Here is a 21,071-nt window from a genome sequence, read left to right on the forward strand (position 1 = left end):
AATTAAGAGGGAGAGAGTAAACATGGAAAAAACCTATAGCAAAAAGGATCAGTGGAATGCGGATTTATATGATGGTAAACATTCCTTTGTCTCAAAATATGGTGAGGATCTTCTTGATTTATTAGCTCCAAAGCCAAAAGAAAAAATTCTTGACCTTGGATGTGGAACAGGAGATTTAGCCCAAAAAATCGTTGATTATGGTTCAGATGTTGTTGGGGTCGATAAATCTGAAAATATGATTGCACAAGCTAGAAGCAAATACCCAGATATTCATTTTGAAATAAGAGATGCAACAAATCTAGCTTTCAACCAGCAATTTGATGCAGTTTTTTCAAATGCAGCTCTTCATTGGATAAAGCCGCCTAAGGCAGCCGTCACAAATATTTATAGCAGCTTAAAACAGAAAGGACGATTTGTTGCAGAATTTGGCGGAAAAGGGAATGTTAAAATGATTACTGATGAAATCATCAATCAATTAGAAAATGCAGGTTTTGATTATCAACAAGACAAATTCCCTTGGTATTTTCCAAGTATTAGCGAATATACAACGATAATGGAGAAAGCCGGATTTACCGTAGTATATGCTCAGCTTTATGATCGGCCTACTCCCTTAAATGATAGAGAGGGATTAAGAGGTTGGATCAACATGTTTTGCGATGCTTTTTTTGAGGAGATTGACCAAGATCAGATAGACATGATGATGAAAAAAATTGAGAAGCAATTAAAAAACCGTATGTATGTAAATGGTCATTGGCTTGCTGATTATAAAAGAATTCAAGTCATCGGAATAAAAGAGTAAAAAGAAACAGCTCAGCAAATGATAAATGTACACGAATACTATCAAATTATTCGTGTGCATTTATCAAATTGTTTCCTATTTATTCTAGGCCGCCATAAATTACTGATCGTAATCGCGGCTGATGATATGCCTCAAAGTTAGGCATCATTTGCTGCATATAGACTGCTGAAAGTTTTTCCTTCGGATCAATTAATACCCAAGTTCCAAGTAGTCCAGACCAGCCAAATTCCCCGATTGAGCTATTGGCTCCACCTAATGCCGGATTTACCATGACTCTTACACCTAATCCATAACCATATCCGCCGAGATAGTTCCAACTATAATTCTTCGCGTTTTCTTCAGTTAAATGATTCGAAGCCATAAGCTTAATTGTTCTACTTCCAATGATGCGCTCCCCATTTAACTCACCGCCGTTAGCAAGCATATGTGCGAAAGTACTATAATCACCTAATGTTGACAGTAATCCGCCACCACCGCTTTCAAATGCTGCATCTTGTTGAATATGTGCATCCATGGCAGTATTTTTTGTTAATAGTCCCTCTTCATTCCGGTTGTATACGCTGCAAAGACGATGTTTTTTATCGCTAGGAATTCTAAAGAACGTGTCCTTCATCGAAAGAGGTTCAAAAATTTCATCATGTAAAAATTGTCCGAACGATTTTCCTGAAAGTACTTCAATAAACGCCCCTAACACATCATGATTCAAACCGTAATGCCACCTTGTTCCGGGATCGAACGCTAAAGGAATGGATGCTAATGCTTTTGACATTCCGCGGGCCGTCATTTTCTTACCGTGATCCTCTTGCTGTTGCATAGCATGCATGGCTTTGGCAACTTGCCGTTCCGTTTCATTCGACTCTCCCGGATAGGTTATCCCAGATGTCATGGTAAAGAGATCTTTTACTGTTATTGATCTTGATGCAGGGACAGTAACAATATCTCCCTTTTCATTCTCCCGATATACGTGAGGGTTTTTAAACTCCGGTAAATATTCTTCTAGAGGATCATTCAGTAAAAAAAGTCCTTTTTCATAAAGCATAAGTGCTGCAGTACAAGTTACTACCTTTGTCATTGAATAGATGCGATAAATCGTATCCGGAGCGATCGATTTTTGCGTTTCAATATCTGCAAGACCAACGAAGTCTTCAACAATTGTTTTACCATGATGGGTAACTGACAATGCACATCCTGCCGGCCCCTTTTCAACGAAACTTTTTAGCAGCTGGTTTAGTTTATTTTGCAATGAATTCAATATTACAACCCCTTCGTTAACGTTTTCATTTTTATAAGATTCTTTCTTCGCTGAAAAACTCCTCTTTATAAAACGAAGATAACTAACAAATTTTTTATCCAGCTGCCAAAGAGCTCGTTCTTCTAATGAAAATAAAACTGCTTTATTAAGAAAGCTTTACCAGCTTCACACCATGTGCAGGAATAGCCGCTTCAAAAACTTGTTCAATTCTCCCTTCGTCTGTACGGTTCCATATATCAATTGCATTTTTAGAAGAGGATAATCCCAATTGCTCAAGTGTCACGCTGACAGTTCTCGTTTCATTTCCCGCATTAAACAGTGCAGCATACGTATAACGTTCATCCTTTGCTGCCCAAACGATTTTGTCATTTTCACGATAAACCAGCCTATTGCTATGACTGTTTCGATGCATAGCAAGCACGTCCTTGTTTGTTAATAATGACAATGTCCACTCATCATTATCACGTACCTGGACCAACTTGAAATGTTTCACCGTTCATTTCGACACACCCAAATCCCGAAATCGTATATTGAAACAAGAATAATGGTCCATCAATCCTTGTTAATCCATCCCAATAATACTTATGGTCATTCACATATTCATGTCCCACTGCAAATAACTGACAAAATGGACCGTTTACCGTGTCAAGAAAACGAAACCCGTATGTTTTATAATCTTCATTCATCCAGACATAACACCTCCATTGATTGCTTTCATTTTTAATGTTTCATGTTAAACATACAATAATGAGCGTTTCACTATTTGACAATTCTATTGAAATTGTTTAAAATATTATTTGTAAACGCTTACAGTAAGGAGTGATAATCATGTCAGAAATCACAAAACAAAAAAATAACACCAAAAGTGAAATCATCGATGCCCTCCTACATAAGAATTTATACAAAATGCCTGATGGCCGCCAATTTTATGAAGCTACTGAAAAAGAATTAAAACATATCCTTTGTTCCCAAGCAGGCTCTGAAAACCTATGTACATTATAAACATTATGATAAACTCATTTCTTTAATAAACCACTTTCATGAACACATCATGATGGTGGCTTATTTGCTTTACCCTTATTTTAACAAAATCGAGTACATACTAGGAGTCAATTCTTGATGTATACATGTAAGGTTTTTAAAGCAAAATAATTGTTAAAACAAGAGGAGATTTAATAACGATGAAAGACAAGGACGACATCATTTGTGAGGAAACAGATTATTTACATCATATGCTTAATGAGCAAATTACTCGTATTTGTGTGTTGGAGGAAGAAGAGCGAATAAGGGAAGAAATGAATAATAAGTAAACAAAAGAGGAAACTAATAAAGAATTTGTCTTTTTTAGTTTCCTAAACCTTTGTCTATCCTTCTCCATAAACGAATTAGCTTTTCTCCGCCATCGCGCATCCAATGAGGATTTGCGGCTGTTTTATCAATTTGCTCTTTAAGGATCTCTTCTTTATCAATTCCATCCATATATCTTCCTAAAAAATGAACAAGAACATCTAATCTTCTTAATTGAATTAATATAGGCAGTGCCTCTATTTCAAGCTTTGTTAACGTAATGACAGTTGAAAATCCCGAAATAAATGAACGAATTTTCTCCCAAAGCTGTGATTCGTTTTGTTCTTTGATTATTATTTCTGATAAACAAACTGCTGCTTCCATTACACGTACATCGTTTGTTACAAATTCAAAATCTAAAATCGCATGGATGGTCCCGTTTATACATAATACATTAGATTCATTTAAATCTCCATGTATCAGTTGGTGTGGTAATGCTTTTAACTGCGGTACAAATTGTTGAAATGCTACCAATTGTTCTGCAATCCATGTTAATTTTGATCGATATTCTTCAAATACCTTTGGGGGATGTTTACACCAATCTACAACAACATCAATGCCACAATTAGGATGTGTATGTTCAATTTCATAATATGGCCGATAAACAAGAGACTGCTTTACCGAAAGCTTACTTAATGCATCTAATAAAAACCCCGTTTTTTGTCCATAAGAATATAGCAGCTTGCCTTTTTCAAAATTAGAATAAAGCACTTTCACCGTTCATTAAAACACTGCCATCTTTTTCTGGATGAGCAAATGAAAAGATAATATGTGACAATTTTGAATAATCAATTGCGGAAGGATCGCGAAAATCTTGAACATAGCCAATCAATACGTTTGGTTGTGTCTGTTGAATGTTAGGTAATTGCTTTTGCTTTGGTTGTTTAGCTGATTTAGGAGCCTGTTCCATATTCAAATGCTCTATTTTGAAATTAGAATAGAATATTCCTGATAAAAATCCTCCAATAAATTATTATGAATGGAATTGTTAGGAGGAGAAAGCGGTTCTTCATCTTGTTCAATCCTTTCACTAACCTTTAGTCTATAAAATAGTAACAAAAAAGAGTCTGTGAAAGGGATGGTAATATACCCCTATTTGTAATTCAGCAATAATTGAATGAGAAAATTTTTTAGTAAATATCATATTTTTATTGGATATAGGAAAACTAAGCAAGTTACTAATGTTGATTAAAGGAGGTTTTTAACATGCCGAAGGATAAACAAACACCGTCTCAAGAGGTTGATCAAAAACAAATAATCAATGACAAAGTTGAAAAATTACGTAATAATAATTTTGAAGATGATCACGTCCGTAAAGTGACACAAAATGGTGCAGATGGTCAATAAGAAAATCGCAAGGCGCTTAGCATTCGGCGACAAGCATAAGGCGAACAGGAATAGAAGGTGTTCTTTACCTGTATGACTAGACCCTAGAGCCGATGGCGCCTGGAGCTAGACACCAAAACTAAGTTGAAAATTTCTTTCTTAAACTTTAAAAAATCACAAGTTCTGGTTCTTGAAAATAAGCCATGCCGAGAATAGAAGGCATTCTATTTTCGGTAGGGCTAGGATCACAGTGCAAAGCACGGATAGTCAAAATATAAACAATCGTTTGGAGAACTTTCTGTTAAAGTACTCCATTTGGATAAACCATCACCTTTAAACTTGCTTTTTTGTTTAGGCGAGCTCTTTCCATTGCTTCCTTCGTTTCTTCTAGCGAAAATTTATCTGTTATTAGACTCTTTACATCCACATTTTTTGATTGCAAAAATTCTATACCCTGAGGGTAAGTGTTAGAATATCTAAAGATTCCAAAAATATCCAATTCATTATCAGCGATAAGTGGGACATTTATAGCAATCTCATCTTGCGGAGGAAGACCTACGATGGCCATTTTTCCTCCTCGTTTTACAGCTTTAAGTGCTGACTGCAATGCTTTAGGATTTCCAGCTGTCTCAAAAGCAACGTCTACCCCTTTGCCATCGGTAATATCCCTAATAACTTCATTAGGGTCCTGCTCCAACACATTGATCACATGTGTCGCACCAAGCTTTTTTGCCGCCTCTAAACGATTATCTTCAAGGTCTGTTACGATAATTTTTGTGGCACCAAACGCTTTTACCGCTGATATTGCGGTTAATCCAACAGGACCCATTCCCATAATTGCGACAGTTGATCCAGGTTTCAGATTTGCTCGATTTGCAGCATGGATACCAACAGAGAATGGTTCTACCAATGCAGCTTCTTCATATGAGAGGTCATCGGAAATTGGAAATAAAAAATCCTCACGATGTTTTATGTATTGTACAAACGCCCCATCAACAGGCGGTGTCGCTAAAAATTGAACATCTGGACAAAGATTATATCTGCCCTCTTTACAATAATCACAACGTCCGCAAGTAATGCCCGGCTCAATTGCTACACGATCTCCAACCTTCACTTTTGTTACATGTTCTCCAACTTCTACAACAATTCCGGCACATTCATGTCCCAAAATAATTGGTTTTTCCACGACATAACGTCCAATTTTACCGTGTTCATAATAATGGATATCTGAGCCGCAAACCCCCACAGCCATTACTTTTAATAACACTTCATTACCTTGAATCTCGGGTACGGGAACTTCCTGAATTTCAATGTCAAAAGGCTTGTTCATAACTGCTGCTTTCATAACTGTTGGAACTTCTAAACTTTCTACTAGACTTAGATTTGATTTCGTTGTCACGATGATTTCCTCCCATGCCACTCGTTTTAAAAGATCATTGAGAACGTTTTCACACCCCAAAATGGTTCACCCCATTAATGACGATGTAACAGCATCCCTCACTTGCGTTCTTAAATAAAGAATACCATCATTCTATGAAAAGGAAAAGCTAGAGTCATAGATTAGATCGTAACAGCTTTTTTATGAGTTTTAAGATATTATGATTTAACTATTTTCAGGAATCCTCTACATTCAACCGAACACAAAATCCGATTATGAATATCTTATTACCAAATATATTCAGGTAAGGGTTGTGTTTTAATTGAAGAAGTACGCTTGCCAGTCCCAATCCAAACAATGATGATTTTAGCGCCGACAGGTATCATTTATTATCCCCAGGTGCAATGGCCAAAAAACCCTGTGATCCAAAACAAGTTGAATAAAGCGCTTCTTAGGAAGGTAAACCATTTATTTAATAAAAGCTATCAACAAACATACATTACAGAATTAGCCGGAGATTATGAAGTAAAAAATAATCTGCGCGGGATTATCAGTATTAGCTTAAATAATGTTGCTACAGGCCCTAAGCTGGCACATCCATTTGACAATCTTTCTTCTTTCACCGCCGATATTCGAACAGGTAAAATCTTCGCTTTATCCGACCTCTTTAAACCAAATAGTGATTATCTGCAACGTCTCTCATCTTTAGTAAAGGAACAGATATCTAACAGAAACATAAACACCTTTCATCCATTTGAAACTATCCGTCCCAACCAAGACTTTTATCTTGCTGACAAAACGCTCGTTATTTATTTTCAACGTTTTAAAATTGCACCACGACCGACTGGCTATCCAATTTTTCCTATTTCGATATATAACATTCTCGATATCATTGATAAAAAAGGGCCACTCGCAAAAATGCTGGCTGATTTTTAATTTAAGACCCAATTAACTATAAAAAAGCAGCGGAAATAGTATGCCACTGCTTTTTTGATATCACAATTCCCCAAACACCTTATCAAAACCAATCTTTGACCTTCTCATAAGCTCTTCAGCTGATTGCATTGGTATATTTTGAGTTAACACCTCTTGTGACACAGAACCTTTATATCCGGTTTGTTTTATACTTCGTAAAAACACTGGTAAGTCGATTACACCCTCACCTGTATATAAACGGTCATTATCCTTTAATTCTTCAATAGGTAGTTCGGAAGCATCATTAATATGGACATGAACAATCTGATTTTCGTTTAATTTTACTAAATCCTCACCTGATAAGCCTGTTGTATACCAATGATAGGAATCAAGCAACAAGCCAACATTAGGTAGACCAATGGCATCGATTAAATCCAATGTTTCTGCTTGTGTCCATATGAATGGATTTTGCCATGCAGTTCTTAAATGATGTGGACCAACATATTCTAAACCTAAGCGAATCCCGTATGTCCCTAAAATTTCCGAACAGATTCTTAACCGTTTTACTGCTAAACTCATCAGACTTGCGGCCTTAAGATCAGTTGACGGCAAAATATAGGTGCAGCAACGAGTACATCCTAGTTCATTCGCCGCTTTTGCTGCAGAAACTAGCTTAGGCAGATCAGCATTAAATTGATCAGTTGATTGACGCCATTCAACAGGCAGTCCTATCGCCCCGATGACGATATTATTTTTGTGTAAAATTTCCTTTGCGTTTTCCAAGCCATATTTATCAATAAGGCTTTTTGCATCTAGATCAACGGATTGAAAACCGAATTCTGCCGCTAATTCAATGAACTTTTTATCATCAGTGATCTCCCCTAATCCCGCTTTAGTAATTCCTTTTAACATATCGTTCACACCCTTTGTATTTTTATAATCGAGGCTTTATGAAACGGTTGATCTCAGTCCACAGATACTCACGTTTTTTGTGATTGAACTGGAAGCAATTAAGTAACGGTTGTAAATCAACATCTTGGCAAATTCAACAATGGAACTTGACCATAGCTGAACGGTACCCGAATTCAAGACCGTAACTTAATTTTAATTAAATATTCCAATCTAATATCACTTCACGACCAGTTTTTGAAGATTCATAGATTGCATCAAGTATTAGATTATTTGTTAACCCCGACATTGCTGAGGTTATTGGCTGCTTACCTTCATGAATGCATTCAATAAAATGCTTGCTTAAACGGATGCGGTCATCTTCATAATTTTCAGTAGGAGATAGGTCTATATCAAGGGCACGATCGAATTGTTCAGTTAAAATTTTCGCACGGCTGCCGCTAAGTGATGCACCACCTTCTGAGCCCATTAAATGGATAAACGGTTCATTGCTCGTATCCATATGAACAGCCCAGCTAACCTCTAGAGACAGCGTCGAACCATCCTCCATTTTAATTAAAGCTGTCGCCAAATCCTCCACATCGTAGTGACCATTCCAGTTCGGTGTTCCCCATGTTCCAATTCCTTTTTTCTTCGGTCCAAATTCAGCATATGTTGAGCCGAATACAGATACCGGCTTTGGATTTCCCATTAAATAAAGAGCTAAATCCAGCATATGAACACCGATATCAATTAATGGCCCTCCGCCTGCTTCGGATTTTTGCGTAAACCAGCTTCCCCATCCTGGAATTCCTTTTCTGCGAAACCATCCAGTTTTTGCATTATAGATTTTTCCTAATGCACCTTTATCAACTTGTTCCTTCACTTGCTGAATTTGCCATTGCCATCTCATTTGATGTCCGACCATTACAACTTTGCCGGACTCACGTTGTGCTCTCACAATTTCCTTAGCTGCTTCACTATCTATTCCCATTGGTTTTTCTACAAGAACGTGCTTTCCTGCTTTTAATGCATGAATCGCAAGCGGGGCATGCCATTTATTCGGTACACCGATAATAACAGCATCGATTTGCGAGTCGTGAATCAATTCCTCGGCACTAGTAAAAACTTGTGAAATTCCAAATTCTTCTGCACGTTTTTCAGCTAAAGGCTGGTAAACATCTGTAATCCCTTGAAGTACAACATCTTCTGTTAACCGATTAAATGCCTCTAAGTGGACACTTCCAATTGCCCCTGCTCCAATCATTCCTAATCTAATTTTATTTTTCATATGTACCTCCATTTATTAATTGTTTTATTAGTATGAAGCCCTTTTTGGTTGCAACCTCCAAAGAAATGATAACAACGCTTACAAATATGATAAAATAAAAGCAGTAAAAAAACTGATCAATTTTTCATCTATTTATCTCATTTTTTCTGTAAAGGAGGAACGGCTTATATGACAATTTTTCCAATGTACTTATCTACTTATCCCAATATGGACACCACCTTTCCGTTTCACCTATCCATTAATGAGATAAAATCATCCTTCCCTTCCCACCGCCATGATTATCTTGAATTTTCGTTAGTGATTGAGGGGCAAGGCCATGAAGTGTTAAATGGAAAGAAGCATGAAATGGAAGCTGGTACATTTACGTTTATATTGCCTTATCAAATTCATGAGATTGTAGCCGAAAAAGACAGACCTCTAATTTTATTTAATTGCATATTTGATTTAGGACTTATCCATGATATTGGTCTGCAAGGTTTATTATCTGAAACAGGAGAAAGTGAACTCAACCCTTACCTTAAGCTAAATGATGAGTATTTTTATAAAATAAAGCGTAATTTAGAAGAAATGTATGAAGAATATAACGGTAACAAACCATATAAAGAAATTGTAATTAAGGCAAAATTAACAGAAGTACTTATATTATTTGAACGGAACAGAAAAGGGAAGCAAATACATTCTATTTCGAATAATCACTCAGCAAAAAAGGGCATCATTTGGGACATTATTCAATATATCCATTTACATTATCAAGAAGATATTACTCTATCAAAATTAGCAAAGCAATTTCATGTTAGCGTCCCTTACTTAAGTGAACTTTTTAAAGAACATGTTGGACTTAATTTCGTTCATTTTTTACATGAAATTCGGATTCGCCATGCATGCAGTTTATTAACATCAACGACGATTCCGGTTACAGAAATTGCACTGGAGGTAGGTTATCAGTCTTTTCAAACGTTTTCACGTGTTTTTAAGGAACAAAAAAAGATCTCCCCTTCAGCATTTCGAAAAATTAATAACGGTCAGGGCAAGCAATAGATGCAACCTATATAAAAGGGTCAGTCCCTGTTTTGGAACCCGACCCTTTGCATCATTGTTTATTCGATTTTAGGTAAAGTCTCTTTTAAATAATTCATACTTATTTCAATACTTTCAAAAGGAGAGCGTTTTGATCGATCTTGCTCAACAACAAACCATTGAATTTGCGTTTCCTTGCTCTTTCTTAAAACACCTTCAATATTAACTCCACCAGTACCTAATTCGGCAAAGGTTCTTTCACTATCTGTCGTCATGTCCTTCAAGTGGATTAATGACATACGGTCTGAATACTTATCCATCCATTCAAGCGGATCTTCGCCTGCCAACGTTAACCAATAAACATCCAATTCTGCTTTCACAAACTTAGGGTTTGTTTCTTCAAAAAGGAACTCAAGATTTGATTTCCCATTATTTTTTTCAAGCTCAAAATCATGATTGTGATAACTTAACGAAATTCCATCCTTTTGGCTTTTTTCACCAATCTCATTTAACCGCTTAACTAACCCTGCATAATCGCTGCGTCTTTCTTCAACTAAGTAAGGGATTACAATATTTGCACAGTCAAGAACTTTTAAATACTCTAATTCACCTTCGAGATTTTCTTCCATTTTCTCTAAAGGTACATGGCTGCTAACAGCTTTAAGTCCAAGGCGATCAAGCGTAGCCTTTAAATCTTTTGCATCCTTTCCCCAATAACCCGCCAATTCTACTCCATTAAAGCCTAATTCAGCAACTTTTTCTAATGTACCGTAAAAATCTTTCTCACATTCTCCATGTAAAGTATACAATTGAACTGCAATTCTATTATTCATCTATGTACTTCCTTTCCCCAATTAGGATAGTATTCGTTATAATCATACCAAAAAAATTCCGATAATCAATTGAAAACGTTTTATTTTTTGAATTTTATTTCTACTTTGAAGTAATTGTTACCTTTCTTTCATGCGCAGGCGTTTGATGAAACGCTTCGAGTATCCCATTATGACTCAAAAGCTCTTTCGTAACCTTTCGCATTGGAATCGAAACCTCAAATTCGCCTCTAAAAGGAAATGGCTGAACACTGATTTCAACTTCGTTTTTCCATTTTACCATAAACATGTCTTCTTTAAAAAATGAAAATGGCTGTAAAATCCCCTTTTTAAACCAACTGTGAACCTTTTCCTCAACAGCGCCCGCCTCTTGCATACATACAAATAGCGATAGATGATCACAAAATTTAAGTAGTTGATAATGAAACATCATATTTTTATCGTTTTTTATAAGGTTTAAAGCAGAAAATATACGATCTTGTCTCTTATATTCCTTGTTAAGATAGGAGGTCATTCGTTTATCTAACTTCATTCCATCAAAAAATTGTGTATAGTGAATACTGCACATCAATGCCGCATAAGCGTCCTTCTCTTCAATTTCATCAATTCCCTTCTCATAAAAATGCAATTTCATGGAATGTGGAAAATCAATAAAGGTATAAGGTTTATTGACTTTATCGTTCCATACAGGTGACACATCGACATCAATCCATGAACGATCATGCTGAGCTATTGCATATAAAACTGACTCTCTTTTTTCTTCGCCAAGAAAACATTCAGATTTCCAGTTTTGTGCAAAGCCTTCAGCTAATAATGCATGCTCATGTTGTTCAGTCATTATAAAGGAAGTCTTGTCTTCATATACAATCATAAGATCCCCTCACGATTTTTCTTTAGCTTTATTGCTTAACCTTATATAATTTATTCTCCCTGAATTCATAAAAGTCCTTTACAAAATCTAAGAAAGGATAGATTTAATTTAGAAACACATCTTAGTTAATGTGCATGATAGCTGCAAAGGAAAACATACTAATAACATCATCCTATAAGAAAGGTAAGGAATTATGAGACGCTTACTTACGATCTTGGCGATTATTTCAGTAGTACTTGTTAGTATTTATATCGAATAAGTAAATTATCATTAGAATATGCCTTACTGCCTTCCGATGAAATGCTTGTTCAAAAAAGCATGACGGAACTCTCTTGCCCCTTTCCACAGCATCAACTAACAATAGCACATCTACACAAATTGATTTAGGAAAAGAAATGTTTTTCAAGGAGACGTTTGGAAATGAAGTTTTTTTCACAGATATTATGGGCATATTTGAAGGGCCAGTCACACTAAAGGGGATCACTCAGGCCATATTAGCTCTTAATGGTAAAGGTACTTCAAATCTGCAAGTAAAAGCGGAAGAGAATTTTCAAGCTGGTGAAACGAAAATAAACAAAGGTGATTTAATTAATACTGGTATTGATGTGGCTAAGGATACATATATCCCGATTGGTGTAAAGGTCGTGTTTGATGAAGGAAGATTAAAGGCCGGGATTAGCTGCGCCTTATGCCATGCTACAGTAAACCAATCTGGAAAGGTGATTGCAGGTGCACCAAATACTGATTTAAATATGGGACTGATGCTTGCAATGGGCTCCAATACTGCCGCTTATTTTACCCACACAGAAATGGAATCGATTAAAGAGTTTATAAAAAAAGATGGAAAAGTCATTCCTGGTACTCAAAAAGAAAAACTTCCTGATCCAGATTTACTGGAGCAATTTGTTGATCAAGAAATAGTGAAATATCCAACAGGAAGTGTCGACACGACCATCGATTTTGCAAATAACCCGGTTCAAACTCCTGATTCCTATACATTTGGCGATCATCCATTTGGCTGGAGCGGCCAAGGACAAATCGGTCCTTTTAAAGGGTTAAGTGCGGCGATAAATAATGCTCATTCACAAAATATGGATGCACTTTCTTAATCAGAAATCAGTGAACCTGTCTTTCATATCAATAAAGAGGTTTATATGGGAACGTTATTACAACGGGCTGCATCTAAAAAATATCGTTATGATATAAATTCAGGCATTAAACCATCTGAGTTCTTTGCACAGGTCGACCCGACACCAAATGCTCCAGGTGTAAATCGATTAATTAAAGCTCCAACCTTTCCTAAAATATCTTATATGACAAGTATCGGCCTTTTCTCAAGCTCAGATAACTATAAGGCTTGGGAGCAGGTTAATGCAATGTCAGCATACATGAATACACTAGCACCGCCAGCCACAGAATTAAAAAAGGATAAGGCAACATTTGAAAAAGGAAGATCCGTTTTTGCAAAAGCTGGATGCATATCCTGTCATGGAGGAACCTATTTAACAAATAATCAACTTATTAGTACAGAAGAAATCAAAACAGACTCTTCCCGTGCTAAAGGTTTTCATGTAACTGAACATTATTTTACAAAGCCTGAAATCTTTGCACCAAATACACCTGTCCCGCTACCTAAACACCCAGAAACAATAGCGGTAGAGATGAATGACAAAGAAAAACAGTCACTAAAAAAAGCATGGGCGCATGGAAATTCTTCTGGAGTATATAAAACTCCAAGCTTATATGGCCTATACTGGAGTGCCCCTTATTTACATGATGGGGGTGTAGCTGTTGGGCCATCACTAGAATTGGGCATCCCTAATACCTTATTCAAAGGAATTCATCCTGACCCTGTTAACAGCTTAAAAGCATTGCTTGATTCCAAGCTGCGTCAAAAGGTGATCAAGGCTAATCTTGAAAATGATCAGCTTTCCTCGGCACATGTTTCCGGAAAGGGTCATGACTTTTACATCGATGTAACGACAGGTTTTACAAAGTAGGAACAGGCTGCGGTTATTCACTATTTGCTCCGAGTGACAGATTGATTTTCATGGAGGCTTATGTTATGAAAGCTGTTACGTATCAAGGATTTAAACATGTTAAGGTAAAAGAGGTTCAGAATCCTAAGCTAGAAAAAGATGATGATATTGTAATCAACGTTACATCTACATCGATTTGCGGTTCTGATCTTCATTTATATCATGGATTAATCCCAAGTCTTGAAAAAGATTATATTATTGGTCATGAAACAATCGGTATTGTTTCAGAGGTCGGCAAAGCTATTGACCATGTAAAAAAGGGTGACAAAGTCATTATTCCTTACACCATAGGTTGTGGTGAATGTTTTTATTGTCATCATTCATTGGATAGCCAATGTGATAATGCCAATATAGAGGGTGAGATTGGAGCTTGCTATGGATATTCTCGGCTTTTAGGTGATTTTGACGGCTGTCTAGCAGAGCAGCTTCGAGTACCATTTGCTAATTTTAACCCAATCTTAGTCCCTAATAATTGTGAAATTGATGATGACTTGTTGTTGTTAATGACAGATGCGCTCCCCACTGCCTACTGGGCGATTGAAAATTCTGGCCTTAAGTCTGGGGACACTGTCATTATACTAGGGTCGGGACCGATCGGCCTTCTCACCCAAAAACTTGCATGGCTAAAAGGAGCCGAAAGAGTCATTGTAGTGGACCGTGTTGACTATCGTTTACAACATGCCCAAAATACCAATAAGGTCGAAACCTATCACTTTGACAAAACGAAGTAACTACCATTCATTCTTAAAGAGATAACTAATGGTGGAGCAGACGTTGTAATTGATTGTGTTGGAATGAGCGGCAAGATGAAACTAGTAGAAATCGTAGAAACGGCTTTAAGATTACAAGGCGGCTCTCTACAAACCATCGAATTAGCCTCACAAATAGTTCGTAAAGGTGGAACTGTTCAGCTTATCGGAATTTACGGGACAAGGTATAACACATTTCCATTAGGTGATTTCTACATCAGGAATATTACCTTAAAGATGGGGCTTGCACCTGTTAAGCCATCTTTTCAACCTCTTTATGCAATGCTAAACAATGAAAAATTGGATCCACGTGATATCATTTCCCATCGAATATCACTTGAAGCAGCGGAAGAAGGTTTTCAGATGTTTAATAATAGGAGTAATAACTGTTTAAAAATTATTTTAAAACCTTAAAAAAGACTTCCTTGAGTCGGGATTATTACCCGTTAAGTTTGATATCTTACCTTTTAATAAATATTTGGGCTTTACCTGGCATAACCCTCTATGATAATGTATAAAGTATTAATGTTCCTTCCGAATCATTCGCTTGTTGCGGGACACTTAACCATGTACGGATCGGAAGGAACGGGTGCCTGATTTTAAATCAGGCATTTTTTTATTTATATAGAGTGAAAATCTTTGTGCTATCTGCTATTATTGAAGTAGATATCCTTTTTTTTCAAAAAAATTTATGCATTTGTACATAATAGTGGATTTCTAGGAGGAGCCGATGATGGTACGTACTTGTGAATTTGTTTATCTGCCCACAGATGCTGGGACAATACGACTTGATATTTACTATAAACATTCAATATTCCATGTTCAAGCTGAATTAAATGAATTAATGACTTCATCCTATGACCGTAAAAAGGTTGAAGCAGTCAAGAAAGCATTGCTCCTCTTAGCAAAAGAACATCATGCTTATGGTCATCAAGAATAGTTTTCACCTTTACTATCCATGTGTATAATAAGAATTAATCGAGAAAAACAAGGCAGTTTTGTCCCCCCCTTTTAGAACCATTTGTTCGAAAGACGGAGACAAGCTGCCTGTTAATATGGTACAAGTTTTTTTCATACGAGGTGATAAAATTGCTGGAAGGCTGGTTTCTATGGTTTATCCTGTTTTGGACCGTTTTTTTACTCTCGATGTTAGCAATCGGCGGATTTTTCATGTTCCGAAAGTTTCTTAAAAGACTGCCAAAAGAAGATGGCAAATCAGACTTAGATTGGCAGGATTATTATTTAGACAAAACAAGACATTTATGGAATCAGGATGAGAAAAAATTGCTGGAGGAACTAGTAGAACCTGTTCCTGAGCTTTTTCGGGATGTTGCCCGGCAAAAAATCGCCGGCAAAATTGGGGAGCTTGCGTTAAATGAAAATGCCTCAAAAATAACATTGGATTTAGTGATCAGAGGATATATTATGGCAACCCCAAAACGTGATCATAAATTTCTAATTAAGCGATTGAAAGAGAAGCAAATCGATTACACAGCATATAAAGCCCTCTTTTAGACTCGATATGTTTAGTCTATAATAGCAAAAAGAGGCTGTCTCAAAGGGGTTCCTTTTTTAAAGGGTTTGAGACAGCCTCTTCTTCATGTGTAAGCAACTAAGATAATCGGAGCGAAAGACGCTAGATACTTCATCTCGAACACTTGGGCGTGTGAGAGCCTGCAAAAATTTATATCGTTGGTATATTTGTCGATGAATCAAGCTGTTCCTTAACTCGTTTATAAGAAATATACATCGCGATTCGCCATGGAACAATCATCCCAAATGCAAGTATCCAAAACATACCACTTAACTCTCCAAAATCTATCGTACTACTTAAATAAGATTTCATGATAATACGAATGAGTAACAATCCGATTAGTATAAATGCAAACGCTTTAGAGCGTTTCAGATAAATGTTATTCTCCCTGATTTCAAAATTCGAAGTTTTAATCAAAAAGATCGAAAAGAGCATTCCTACTATTAGAGCTTCAAAAAATTCAGCAACAGTTACTCGAAACATTGGATGGATAAACATAAGTGCACCAGTACTCATAAAAATTGGCGGCAAAATAATTTTCTTTGCGGTTGCAGGCTTTTTAGCTGATTTCATTCGAACGAATAAAACGAGCAAAGCCATTCCTATGGCAACAAAGGAAGAAATAATTGTAAACAAACAAATCAATCCTTTACTCAACAACTAACTAGTCTTAGTATAAACGATATTTCCATAATTACCTACACATATTTCTATTTGATTTTTAGACAGTTAAAAAGACTGCCTCATACCAAAAGGTCAGATCCGTAAAACAACATAAATTGAACCGCGATGAGTCCATATATGATTGTTCATTAATAGGATTAGACCCCTGTTGAGACAGCCTCAAATGTCCTCTTAATTTAGCACACGTTTAACTGCTTCGATCACACGGCTTTCATCAAAGGGCTTTACAATGAAATCCTTAGCACCAGCCTCAATTGCATCGACAACCATTTTTTGCTGACCCATTGCCGAGCACATTATAATTTTTGCATCAGGATATTCTTGCTTAATCTCTTTAAGTGCTTCGAGTCCATTTTTTTCTGGCATTGTTATATCCATCGTTACTAAGTCTGGCTTTTCTTTAACAAAAAGATCAACCGCCTCTATTCCATTTTCTGCTTCTCCAACGATTGTATGGTTCGCCTTTATTAAGATATTTGATAACGTCATTCTCATAAACTTGGCATCATCAACAATTAAAATTCTAGCCATGCCTAGTTCCTCCTGAAAAAATGATAAGGAAGCCTGATAAAAGTCAAACTTCAAATGTGAAGGCGATTGCATATAAGAAGTATGAAAGTCCGAATCCTTCACAACAAAAGCAATCGTATACACTCTTAATATCATTATATCAAAAAGTTCCCTTAAGCATAGTAAAATCGACTCAAAAAGATTGTTCTTGCTGCTTGGTCAAAAAATAGGATCCACTAATAAACCTATCGCAATCATTGAATGGAGATACTAAAAATTCAGATGGGTCGAATAACTCATCTATATTTGTATGGTGCTCTAATTTTTGACTAACTAGAAGTAGTTCTAAAGTAGAGAAATCTGTTGGTTGAAAAAGCTCATCGTCATTTAATAAATACAACCTATTCTCTTCTGCAACGTATGTAAACAACTTAGTTTCTTTGCCTAAAGAGGATAAATAATATTTATTTTTCACTAATTGCATTCGAGCTTTTTCTTCATTTAATATAGTTTTAATCTCTATATTTAAAATAGTTTTAATCTCTATATTTAAAATATAGTCCTTTCCTAACCTCAGTAAATCAAACTCTTTATCAATTTGTGGTATTTTATAGCCTACAAAAAATAGCCCAGATATTTGCTTTTTACAGATAAGTTTTCGATAAAAGAAGCAATTTGGTCGATTTCATCATTTTTCATAGAAAAACTAAAAAAATCTTGCAAAAGTTCAAAATTTTCTATTGGTAAGTCTCTATAACTACTTATCAAAGAATTTAAATCAATTGGCTTTTTCATCATTTCACCTTCTAACATATATTTCTGTAAGTTTGTACCTATCTATTTAGTATGCAAGAAAATGAACCATTCCTACTAAGTAGTATTTTACGCTGTTCTGAAGGAATGGTACCATCCATTACTACAACTAAAAGAAAAGATGGAACCAAAATAAAGTACCGTTATTCTGTTTGTTCTAATTTCCATAATAAAGGTGTTGCAGCATGTAAAGCTAACTCTGTAAAGGCTTATGAAGCAGAGAACTTTGTGTTAAAGAAAATTGAGTGTTTTTTGAAGGAAAAAGAACACTTCTACAATAAAATTCAGGCAATTAATTCATCCACGGACGATTCTCTAACCGAACTTCAACAGGAACTAATGCAGGTGAGGATCGTCTTTCCGAGATACAAGTCCTTCAGGATAAATACCGTGAAGCCATTGAACAGAACACATTTCCAACTGCCATTTTACAATGTAGTTTGCAAAAGATTGCTCATGAAAATACTGAGTTAGAAAATAGGAAAAACAAATTTACCTTAAAACTTAATTCCTCTAAATCAGTATTCATTCAATCAGAACTTATTGAGATGCTCTTGGTGGTTCATTTTAGAATACAGACAGGCATATCAAAGGAAAAATAAAAGCAACTGCTCCATCTCCTGGTTCACAAAGTCACTATTAAGCAAGAAGTAGGAAAGTCACGTACTGTCAATGAAATGAATTAAATTTTGACTTTTCAGAAGTTAACCTTTCAAAGACCTTCACGCTTATTCACTTATTGTATCGACGGATAGAGAAGATCTTTCTTCTACATTCATATCCGCTTCCGTTAACAAAATATCACCTTATCTTCAACCTTTTTTGCCTCTAATTATGGTACGGTTCACCGTGATGTTTATTAAAATGGTTATCATCCCATTAGAAACCTATTCCTATTAATATCCTTAAGTTCTGGATATTTTTCCATCAATTCTAACGCCAAACTAAAGCTTTCATCTTTTGAAAAAATATACTTATAGGATTGAAATACTTGAAGTTCATTATAGAAATTTATGTAATCTTCAGGAATATGAATAAATCTATTGTATAAAGACAAATCACTTTGAAAATGTTCAACTTCTCTCATCACTAAAGCTAATTTCGGTGTAATAGGAAAAATTATTTCTACACCTTTACTGCCTATCCCTTGATGTTCTTCATGACCATACAAGACCAATGGATTGTCGGATGTATAAAATAAGTTATCTGTTTCGTTAACAGCAAAAATCCAAATATGTTTTAAAAATATCTTTGCAAAAGATTCTAATAGTTCTGTGTCTATCAATTGATCATTATGAATTAAATTAATCCTATTTTCTTTCAACTTTATTTCTAAACTATCCAGAAATTCAGAGTTAATTTCATCTTTTAACCCCTTCTGGAGTAATAACTTTGTACCTTTTTCATACATTGTAAGCGTCAAGTGAAATTGAACACTTTTTGCTAATTAATTTTGAACAGTTTCTTCTTCAAAAATGGAAGAACGATGTTTCATTCTATAGCTATCTCCATTTAAATACAGAATTTCTGAACGATGAACAATTCGGTCTAAGATTGCCGTTGTAATAGCTGGATCTCCTATCAGTTCTCCCCAATCAGATGGACCTTTATTTGAAGTTAGAATAATTGATGCATTGTTATAAAGGTCATTGATTAAATGAAAGAATAAGTTTGCTTCTCTTTGGTCCATAGCCATAAACATAAGGTCATCAATGATGATTAAATTTGAACCGCGAATTCTTTTTAAACGGTTTTGGGATTTCCTTGTTATTTCCTCCGTTTTTAAAGTGTGTACTAGTTCTCCCATAGAGATAAAAGAAACTTTGTAGCCCTTATATATTGCCTCTAGACCTAGCCCTACGGCCAAGTGAGTTTTACCTACACCTGGCGGTCCAAGTAGGATTAGGTTAAACATTTGATCAAGCCATGATAGCTCTCCTAATTGCTTAAATTGCCTTCGGCTTAAGGATTGCTGCTCTTCAATATCAAATTCATTTAATGTTTTATGGAAAGGGAAAGCAGCCCATTTTAAGCGCTTTTCAACTTGTTTCTCTTCTCTTCGTTTTTGTTCATAGCCCAATAATTCCCGAAGGAATTGGTGATAGGTCCAATCATCTAATTCTGCTTTTTGAATTAAATCGGGTACAATTTTGGCTGTCTCTGCAAAATTTAACGACTTTAATTGCTGTTGAATAGAAACTATATTGTTATGCATTACTGTACTCCTTTAAAAAAGTTCATGTAGTCATCCAAATCTCGAACTGCAGGTTTTGCTTCAATCAAAGCTTTGTCCATTTCGTGCAAAGGTTTTATAAGCGTATCTGTTAAAATTTGATGCGACTGTTCAGTGTTCAATGAGCGGTGTCGTTTTATATACTGAATGACATCGCTAAAATCATTTGCACTAAACAACTTTCGTTTTATACATTCCTGAAGTGCCTCATTTTTTAGGGTTTCTTCTAATCCTTCAATTGTTCTGCTTATTAATTGAAGTTGGTCCCGAATGTATCGTGGATAATTTCGATGAACATTTTCCAAAAAGTACGTTGCCTGTTCTAAATTGCTAAATTTCGAGGCAATAGTAGCGATATACTCTGGTATACCTTTGGTTCTATCTCGAGTATGTTGCCGGTCTTGAATTAGCTTTCCTCGTCCATTATCAAGTGTGTGGACTGCTATAATTGGACCATCATGATTTTCTCTAATCTCGAGACGATTATCTTCATTAATTGTTAAATAGATGATTTTATCTTTTTTGTATGTTCCGAGAGGAACTGAATAGCGGTTGGATTTATATAAAATCGTATTGTCCTTACGGACGTATCTTG

General features: G+C 35.8%; 27 protein-coding genes and 2 pseudogenes. 12 read left to right on the forward strand and 17 right to left on the reverse strand.

What is annotated here, in order from left to right; genetic code table 11:
* Positions 1-22 precede the first annotated feature (22 nt).
* Entirely contained in the window at positions 23-799 is a 777-nt protein-coding gene (locus Q1B07_RS18870; RefSeq protein WP_299093093.1) for a class I SAM-dependent methyltransferase, read from the forward strand.
* A gap of 79 nt (positions 800-878) precedes the next feature.
* Here the strand turns inward: Q1B07_RS18870 and Q1B07_RS18875 are convergent, their stop codons facing one another.
* The 3 genes from Q1B07_RS18875 to Q1B07_RS18885 form a co-directional block, all read right to left on the reverse strand.
* On the reverse strand, positions 879-2,051 hold the full coding sequence (locus tag Q1B07_RS18875) for a serine hydrolase (protein WP_299093092.1): 1,173 nt from the start codon (positions 2,049-2,051) through the stop codon (positions 879-881).
* 145 nt (positions 2,052-2,196) lie between these two features.
* Positions 2,197-2,544: a hypothetical protein gene (locus tag Q1B07_RS18880; protein WP_299093091.1), complete on the reverse strand. Its 348-nt coding sequence runs from the start codon at positions 2,542-2,544 to the stop codon at positions 2,197-2,199.
* Positions 2,513-2,737, reverse strand: a complete 225-nt coding sequence (locus Q1B07_RS18885; RefSeq protein WP_299093089.1) for a hypothetical protein — start codon at positions 2,735-2,737, stop codon at positions 2,513-2,515. Before Q1B07_RS18885 ends, Q1B07_RS18880 begins: the two co-directional genes overlap by 32 nt.
* A gap of 142 nt (positions 2,738-2,879) precedes the next feature.
* Here Q1B07_RS18885 and Q1B07_RS18890 point away from each other — a divergent pair, with 142 nt between their 5' ends.
* On the forward strand, positions 2,880-3,053 hold the full coding sequence (locus Q1B07_RS18890; RefSeq protein ID WP_299093088.1) for a hypothetical protein: 174 nt from the start codon (positions 2,880-2,882) through the stop codon (positions 3,051-3,053).
* 179 nt (positions 3,054-3,232) lie between these two features.
* Positions 3,233-3,361 carry a hypothetical protein gene (locus Q1B07_RS18895; protein ID WP_299093087.1) on the forward strand — a complete coding sequence of 43 codons (129 nt, stop codon included), beginning with the start codon at positions 3,233-3,235 and terminating at the stop codon, positions 3,359-3,361.
* Positions 3,362-3,395: 34 nt separating this feature from the next.
* Here the strand turns inward: Q1B07_RS18895 and Q1B07_RS18900 are convergent, their stop codons facing one another.
* Both Q1B07_RS18900 and Q1B07_RS18905 read right to left on the reverse strand, forming a co-directional pair.
* Positions 3,396-4,115, reverse strand: a complete 720-nt coding sequence (locus Q1B07_RS18900; RefSeq protein ID WP_299093086.1) for a phosphotransferase — start codon at positions 4,113-4,115, stop codon at positions 3,396-3,398.
* The gene (locus Q1B07_RS18905) at positions 4,096-4,308 is read right to left on the reverse strand and encodes a hypothetical protein (protein WP_299093084.1); all 213 of its coding nucleotides are present in this window, start codon (positions 4,306-4,308) and stop codon (positions 4,096-4,098) included. The genes Q1B07_RS18900 and Q1B07_RS18905 overlap by 20 nt, the downstream gene beginning before the upstream one ends.
* Positions 4,309-4,604: 296 nt before the next feature.
* On the opposite strand from Q1B07_RS18905, the gene Q1B07_RS18910 reads away from it, so the two are divergent.
* Positions 4,605-4,745 carry a hypothetical protein gene (locus Q1B07_RS18910; RefSeq protein ID WP_299093082.1) on the forward strand — a complete coding sequence of 47 codons (141 nt, stop codon included), beginning with the start codon at positions 4,605-4,607 and terminating at the stop codon, positions 4,743-4,745.
* 280 nt (positions 4,746-5,025) lie between these two features.
* On the opposite strand, the gene Q1B07_RS18915 is transcribed toward Q1B07_RS18910, so the two are convergent.
* Positions 5,026-6,069 (reverse strand): NAD(P)-dependent alcohol dehydrogenase, encoded by a 1,044-nt coding sequence (locus Q1B07_RS18915; RefSeq protein ID WP_299093117.1) that lies wholly within the window; start codon positions 6,067-6,069, stop codon positions 5,026-5,028.
* A gap of 369 nt (positions 6,070-6,438) precedes the next feature.
* On the opposite strand from Q1B07_RS18915, the gene Q1B07_RS18920 reads away from it, so the two are divergent.
* Positions 6,439-7,038 carry a DUF3298 and DUF4163 domain-containing protein gene (locus tag Q1B07_RS18920; protein WP_299093081.1) on the forward strand — a complete coding sequence of 200 codons (600 nt, stop codon included), beginning with the start codon at positions 6,439-6,441 and terminating at the stop codon, positions 7,036-7,038.
* 60 nt (positions 7,039-7,098) lie between these two features.
* Here the strand turns inward: Q1B07_RS18920 and Q1B07_RS18925 are convergent, their stop codons facing one another.
* A complete protein-coding gene (locus tag Q1B07_RS18925; RefSeq protein ID WP_299093079.1) occupies positions 7,099-7,929 on the reverse strand; it encodes a sugar phosphate isomerase/epimerase in 831 nt (276 codons plus the stop codon).
* 196 nt (positions 7,930-8,125) lie between these two features.
* The gene (locus Q1B07_RS18930) at positions 8,126-9,196 is read right to left on the reverse strand and encodes a Gfo/Idh/MocA family oxidoreductase (RefSeq protein WP_299093077.1); all 1,071 of its coding nucleotides are present in this window, start codon (positions 9,194-9,196) and stop codon (positions 8,126-8,128) included.
* Between the two features lie 168 nt (positions 9,197-9,364).
* Here Q1B07_RS18930 and Q1B07_RS18935 point away from each other — a divergent pair, with 168 nt between their 5' ends.
* Positions 9,365-10,234, forward strand: coding sequence for an AraC family transcriptional regulator (locus Q1B07_RS18935; protein WP_299093076.1), 870 nt, complete (start codon positions 9,365-9,367; stop codon positions 10,232-10,234).
* Between the two features lie 59 nt (positions 10,235-10,293).
* Here the strand turns inward: Q1B07_RS18935 and Q1B07_RS18940 are convergent, their stop codons facing one another.
* Positions 10,294-11,046: a sugar phosphate isomerase/epimerase gene (locus Q1B07_RS18940; protein WP_299093075.1), complete on the reverse strand. Its 753-nt coding sequence runs from the start codon at positions 11,044-11,046 to the stop codon at positions 10,294-10,296.
* Between the two features lie 100 nt (positions 11,047-11,146).
* The gene (locus tag Q1B07_RS18945; RefSeq protein WP_299093074.1) at positions 11,147-11,914 is read right to left on the reverse strand and encodes a DUF3891 family protein; all 768 of its coding nucleotides are present in this window, start codon (positions 11,912-11,914) and stop codon (positions 11,147-11,149) included.
* A gap of 395 nt (positions 11,915-12,309) precedes the next feature.
* On the opposite strand from Q1B07_RS18945, the gene Q1B07_RS18950 reads away from it, so the two are divergent.
* The 5 genes and pseudogenes from Q1B07_RS18950 to Q1B07_RS18970 all read left to right on the forward strand — a co-directional run bounded on the left by Q1B07_RS18950 (position 12,310) and on the right by Q1B07_RS18970 (position 16,217).
* The gene (locus Q1B07_RS18950) at positions 12,310-13,023 is read left to right on the forward strand and encodes a hypothetical protein (protein WP_299093072.1); all 714 of its coding nucleotides are present in this window, start codon (positions 12,310-12,312) and stop codon (positions 13,021-13,023) included.
* A gap of 45 nt (positions 13,024-13,068) precedes the next feature.
* Positions 13,069-13,914 (forward strand): di-heme oxidoredictase family protein, encoded by an 846-nt coding sequence (locus tag Q1B07_RS18955; protein ID WP_299093071.1) that lies wholly within the window; start codon positions 13,069-13,071, stop codon positions 13,912-13,914.
* A gap of 65 nt (positions 13,915-13,979) precedes the next feature.
* Positions 13,980-15,116, forward strand: a pseudogene (locus tag Q1B07_RS18960) (alcohol dehydrogenase catalytic domain-containing protein).
* A gap of 316 nt (positions 15,117-15,432) precedes the next feature.
* On the forward strand, positions 15,433-15,642 hold the full coding sequence (locus Q1B07_RS18965; RefSeq protein ID WP_299093070.1) for a hypothetical protein: 210 nt from the start codon (positions 15,433-15,435) through the stop codon (positions 15,640-15,642).
* A gap of 149 nt (positions 15,643-15,791) precedes the next feature.
* Entirely contained in the window at positions 15,792-16,217 is a 426-nt protein-coding gene (locus Q1B07_RS18970) for a DUF2621 domain-containing protein (protein WP_299093069.1), read from the forward strand.
* A gap of 169 nt (positions 16,218-16,386) precedes the next feature.
* Here the strand turns inward: Q1B07_RS18970 and Q1B07_RS18975 are convergent, their stop codons facing one another.
* The 4 genes from Q1B07_RS18975 to Q1B07_RS18990 form a co-directional block, all read right to left on the reverse strand.
* Positions 16,387-16,872 (reverse strand): CcdC family protein, encoded by a 486-nt coding sequence (locus tag Q1B07_RS18975; RefSeq protein WP_299093068.1) that lies wholly within the window; start codon positions 16,870-16,872, stop codon positions 16,387-16,389.
* Positions 16,873-17,091: 219 nt separating this feature from the next.
* Positions 17,092-17,451, reverse strand: coding sequence for a response regulator (locus Q1B07_RS18980; protein ID WP_299093067.1), 360 nt, complete (start codon positions 17,449-17,451; stop codon positions 17,092-17,094).
* A gap of 172 nt (positions 17,452-17,623) precedes the next feature.
* Positions 17,624-17,914, reverse strand: a complete 291-nt coding sequence (locus Q1B07_RS18985; protein WP_299093066.1) for a hypothetical protein — start codon at positions 17,912-17,914, stop codon at positions 17,624-17,626.
* A gap of 131 nt (positions 17,915-18,045) precedes the next feature.
* Complete coding sequence (locus Q1B07_RS18990; RefSeq protein WP_299833285.1) at positions 18,046-18,228, reverse strand: hypothetical protein; 183 nt, start codon at positions 18,226-18,228, stop codon at positions 18,046-18,048.
* 48 nt (positions 18,229-18,276) lie between these two features.
* Between Q1B07_RS18990 and Q1B07_RS27075 the strand changes: the two genes are divergently transcribed.
* Positions 18,277-18,717 (forward strand): zinc ribbon domain-containing protein, encoded by a 441-nt coding sequence (locus tag Q1B07_RS27075; RefSeq protein WP_366945231.1) that lies wholly within the window; start codon positions 18,277-18,279, stop codon positions 18,715-18,717.
* 397 nt (positions 18,718-19,114) lie between these two features.
* On the opposite strand, the gene Q1B07_RS18995 is transcribed toward Q1B07_RS27075, so the two are convergent.
* The 3 genes and pseudogenes from Q1B07_RS18995 to Q1B07_RS19005 form a co-directional block, all read right to left on the reverse strand.
* Positions 19,115-19,666, reverse strand: a complete 552-nt coding sequence (locus Q1B07_RS18995; RefSeq protein WP_299093063.1) for a DUF4238 domain-containing protein — start codon at positions 19,664-19,666, stop codon at positions 19,115-19,117.
* 24 nt (positions 19,667-19,690) lie between these two features.
* Positions 19,691-20,458: an IS21-like element helper ATPase IstB gene (gene istB / locus Q1B07_RS19000; protein ID WP_299092393.1), complete on the reverse strand. Its 768-nt coding sequence runs from the start codon at positions 20,456-20,458 to the stop codon at positions 19,691-19,693.
* Positions 20,458-21,071, reverse strand: a pseudogene (locus tag Q1B07_RS19005) (IS21 family transposase); the annotation flags it as partial. The gene istB and the pseudogene Q1B07_RS19005, both read right to left, overlap by 1 nt.

The organism is uncultured Metabacillus sp., from assembly GCF_947503125.1.
Taxonomy (GTDB): Bacteria; Bacillota; Bacilli; order Bacillales; family Bacillaceae; genus Metabacillus.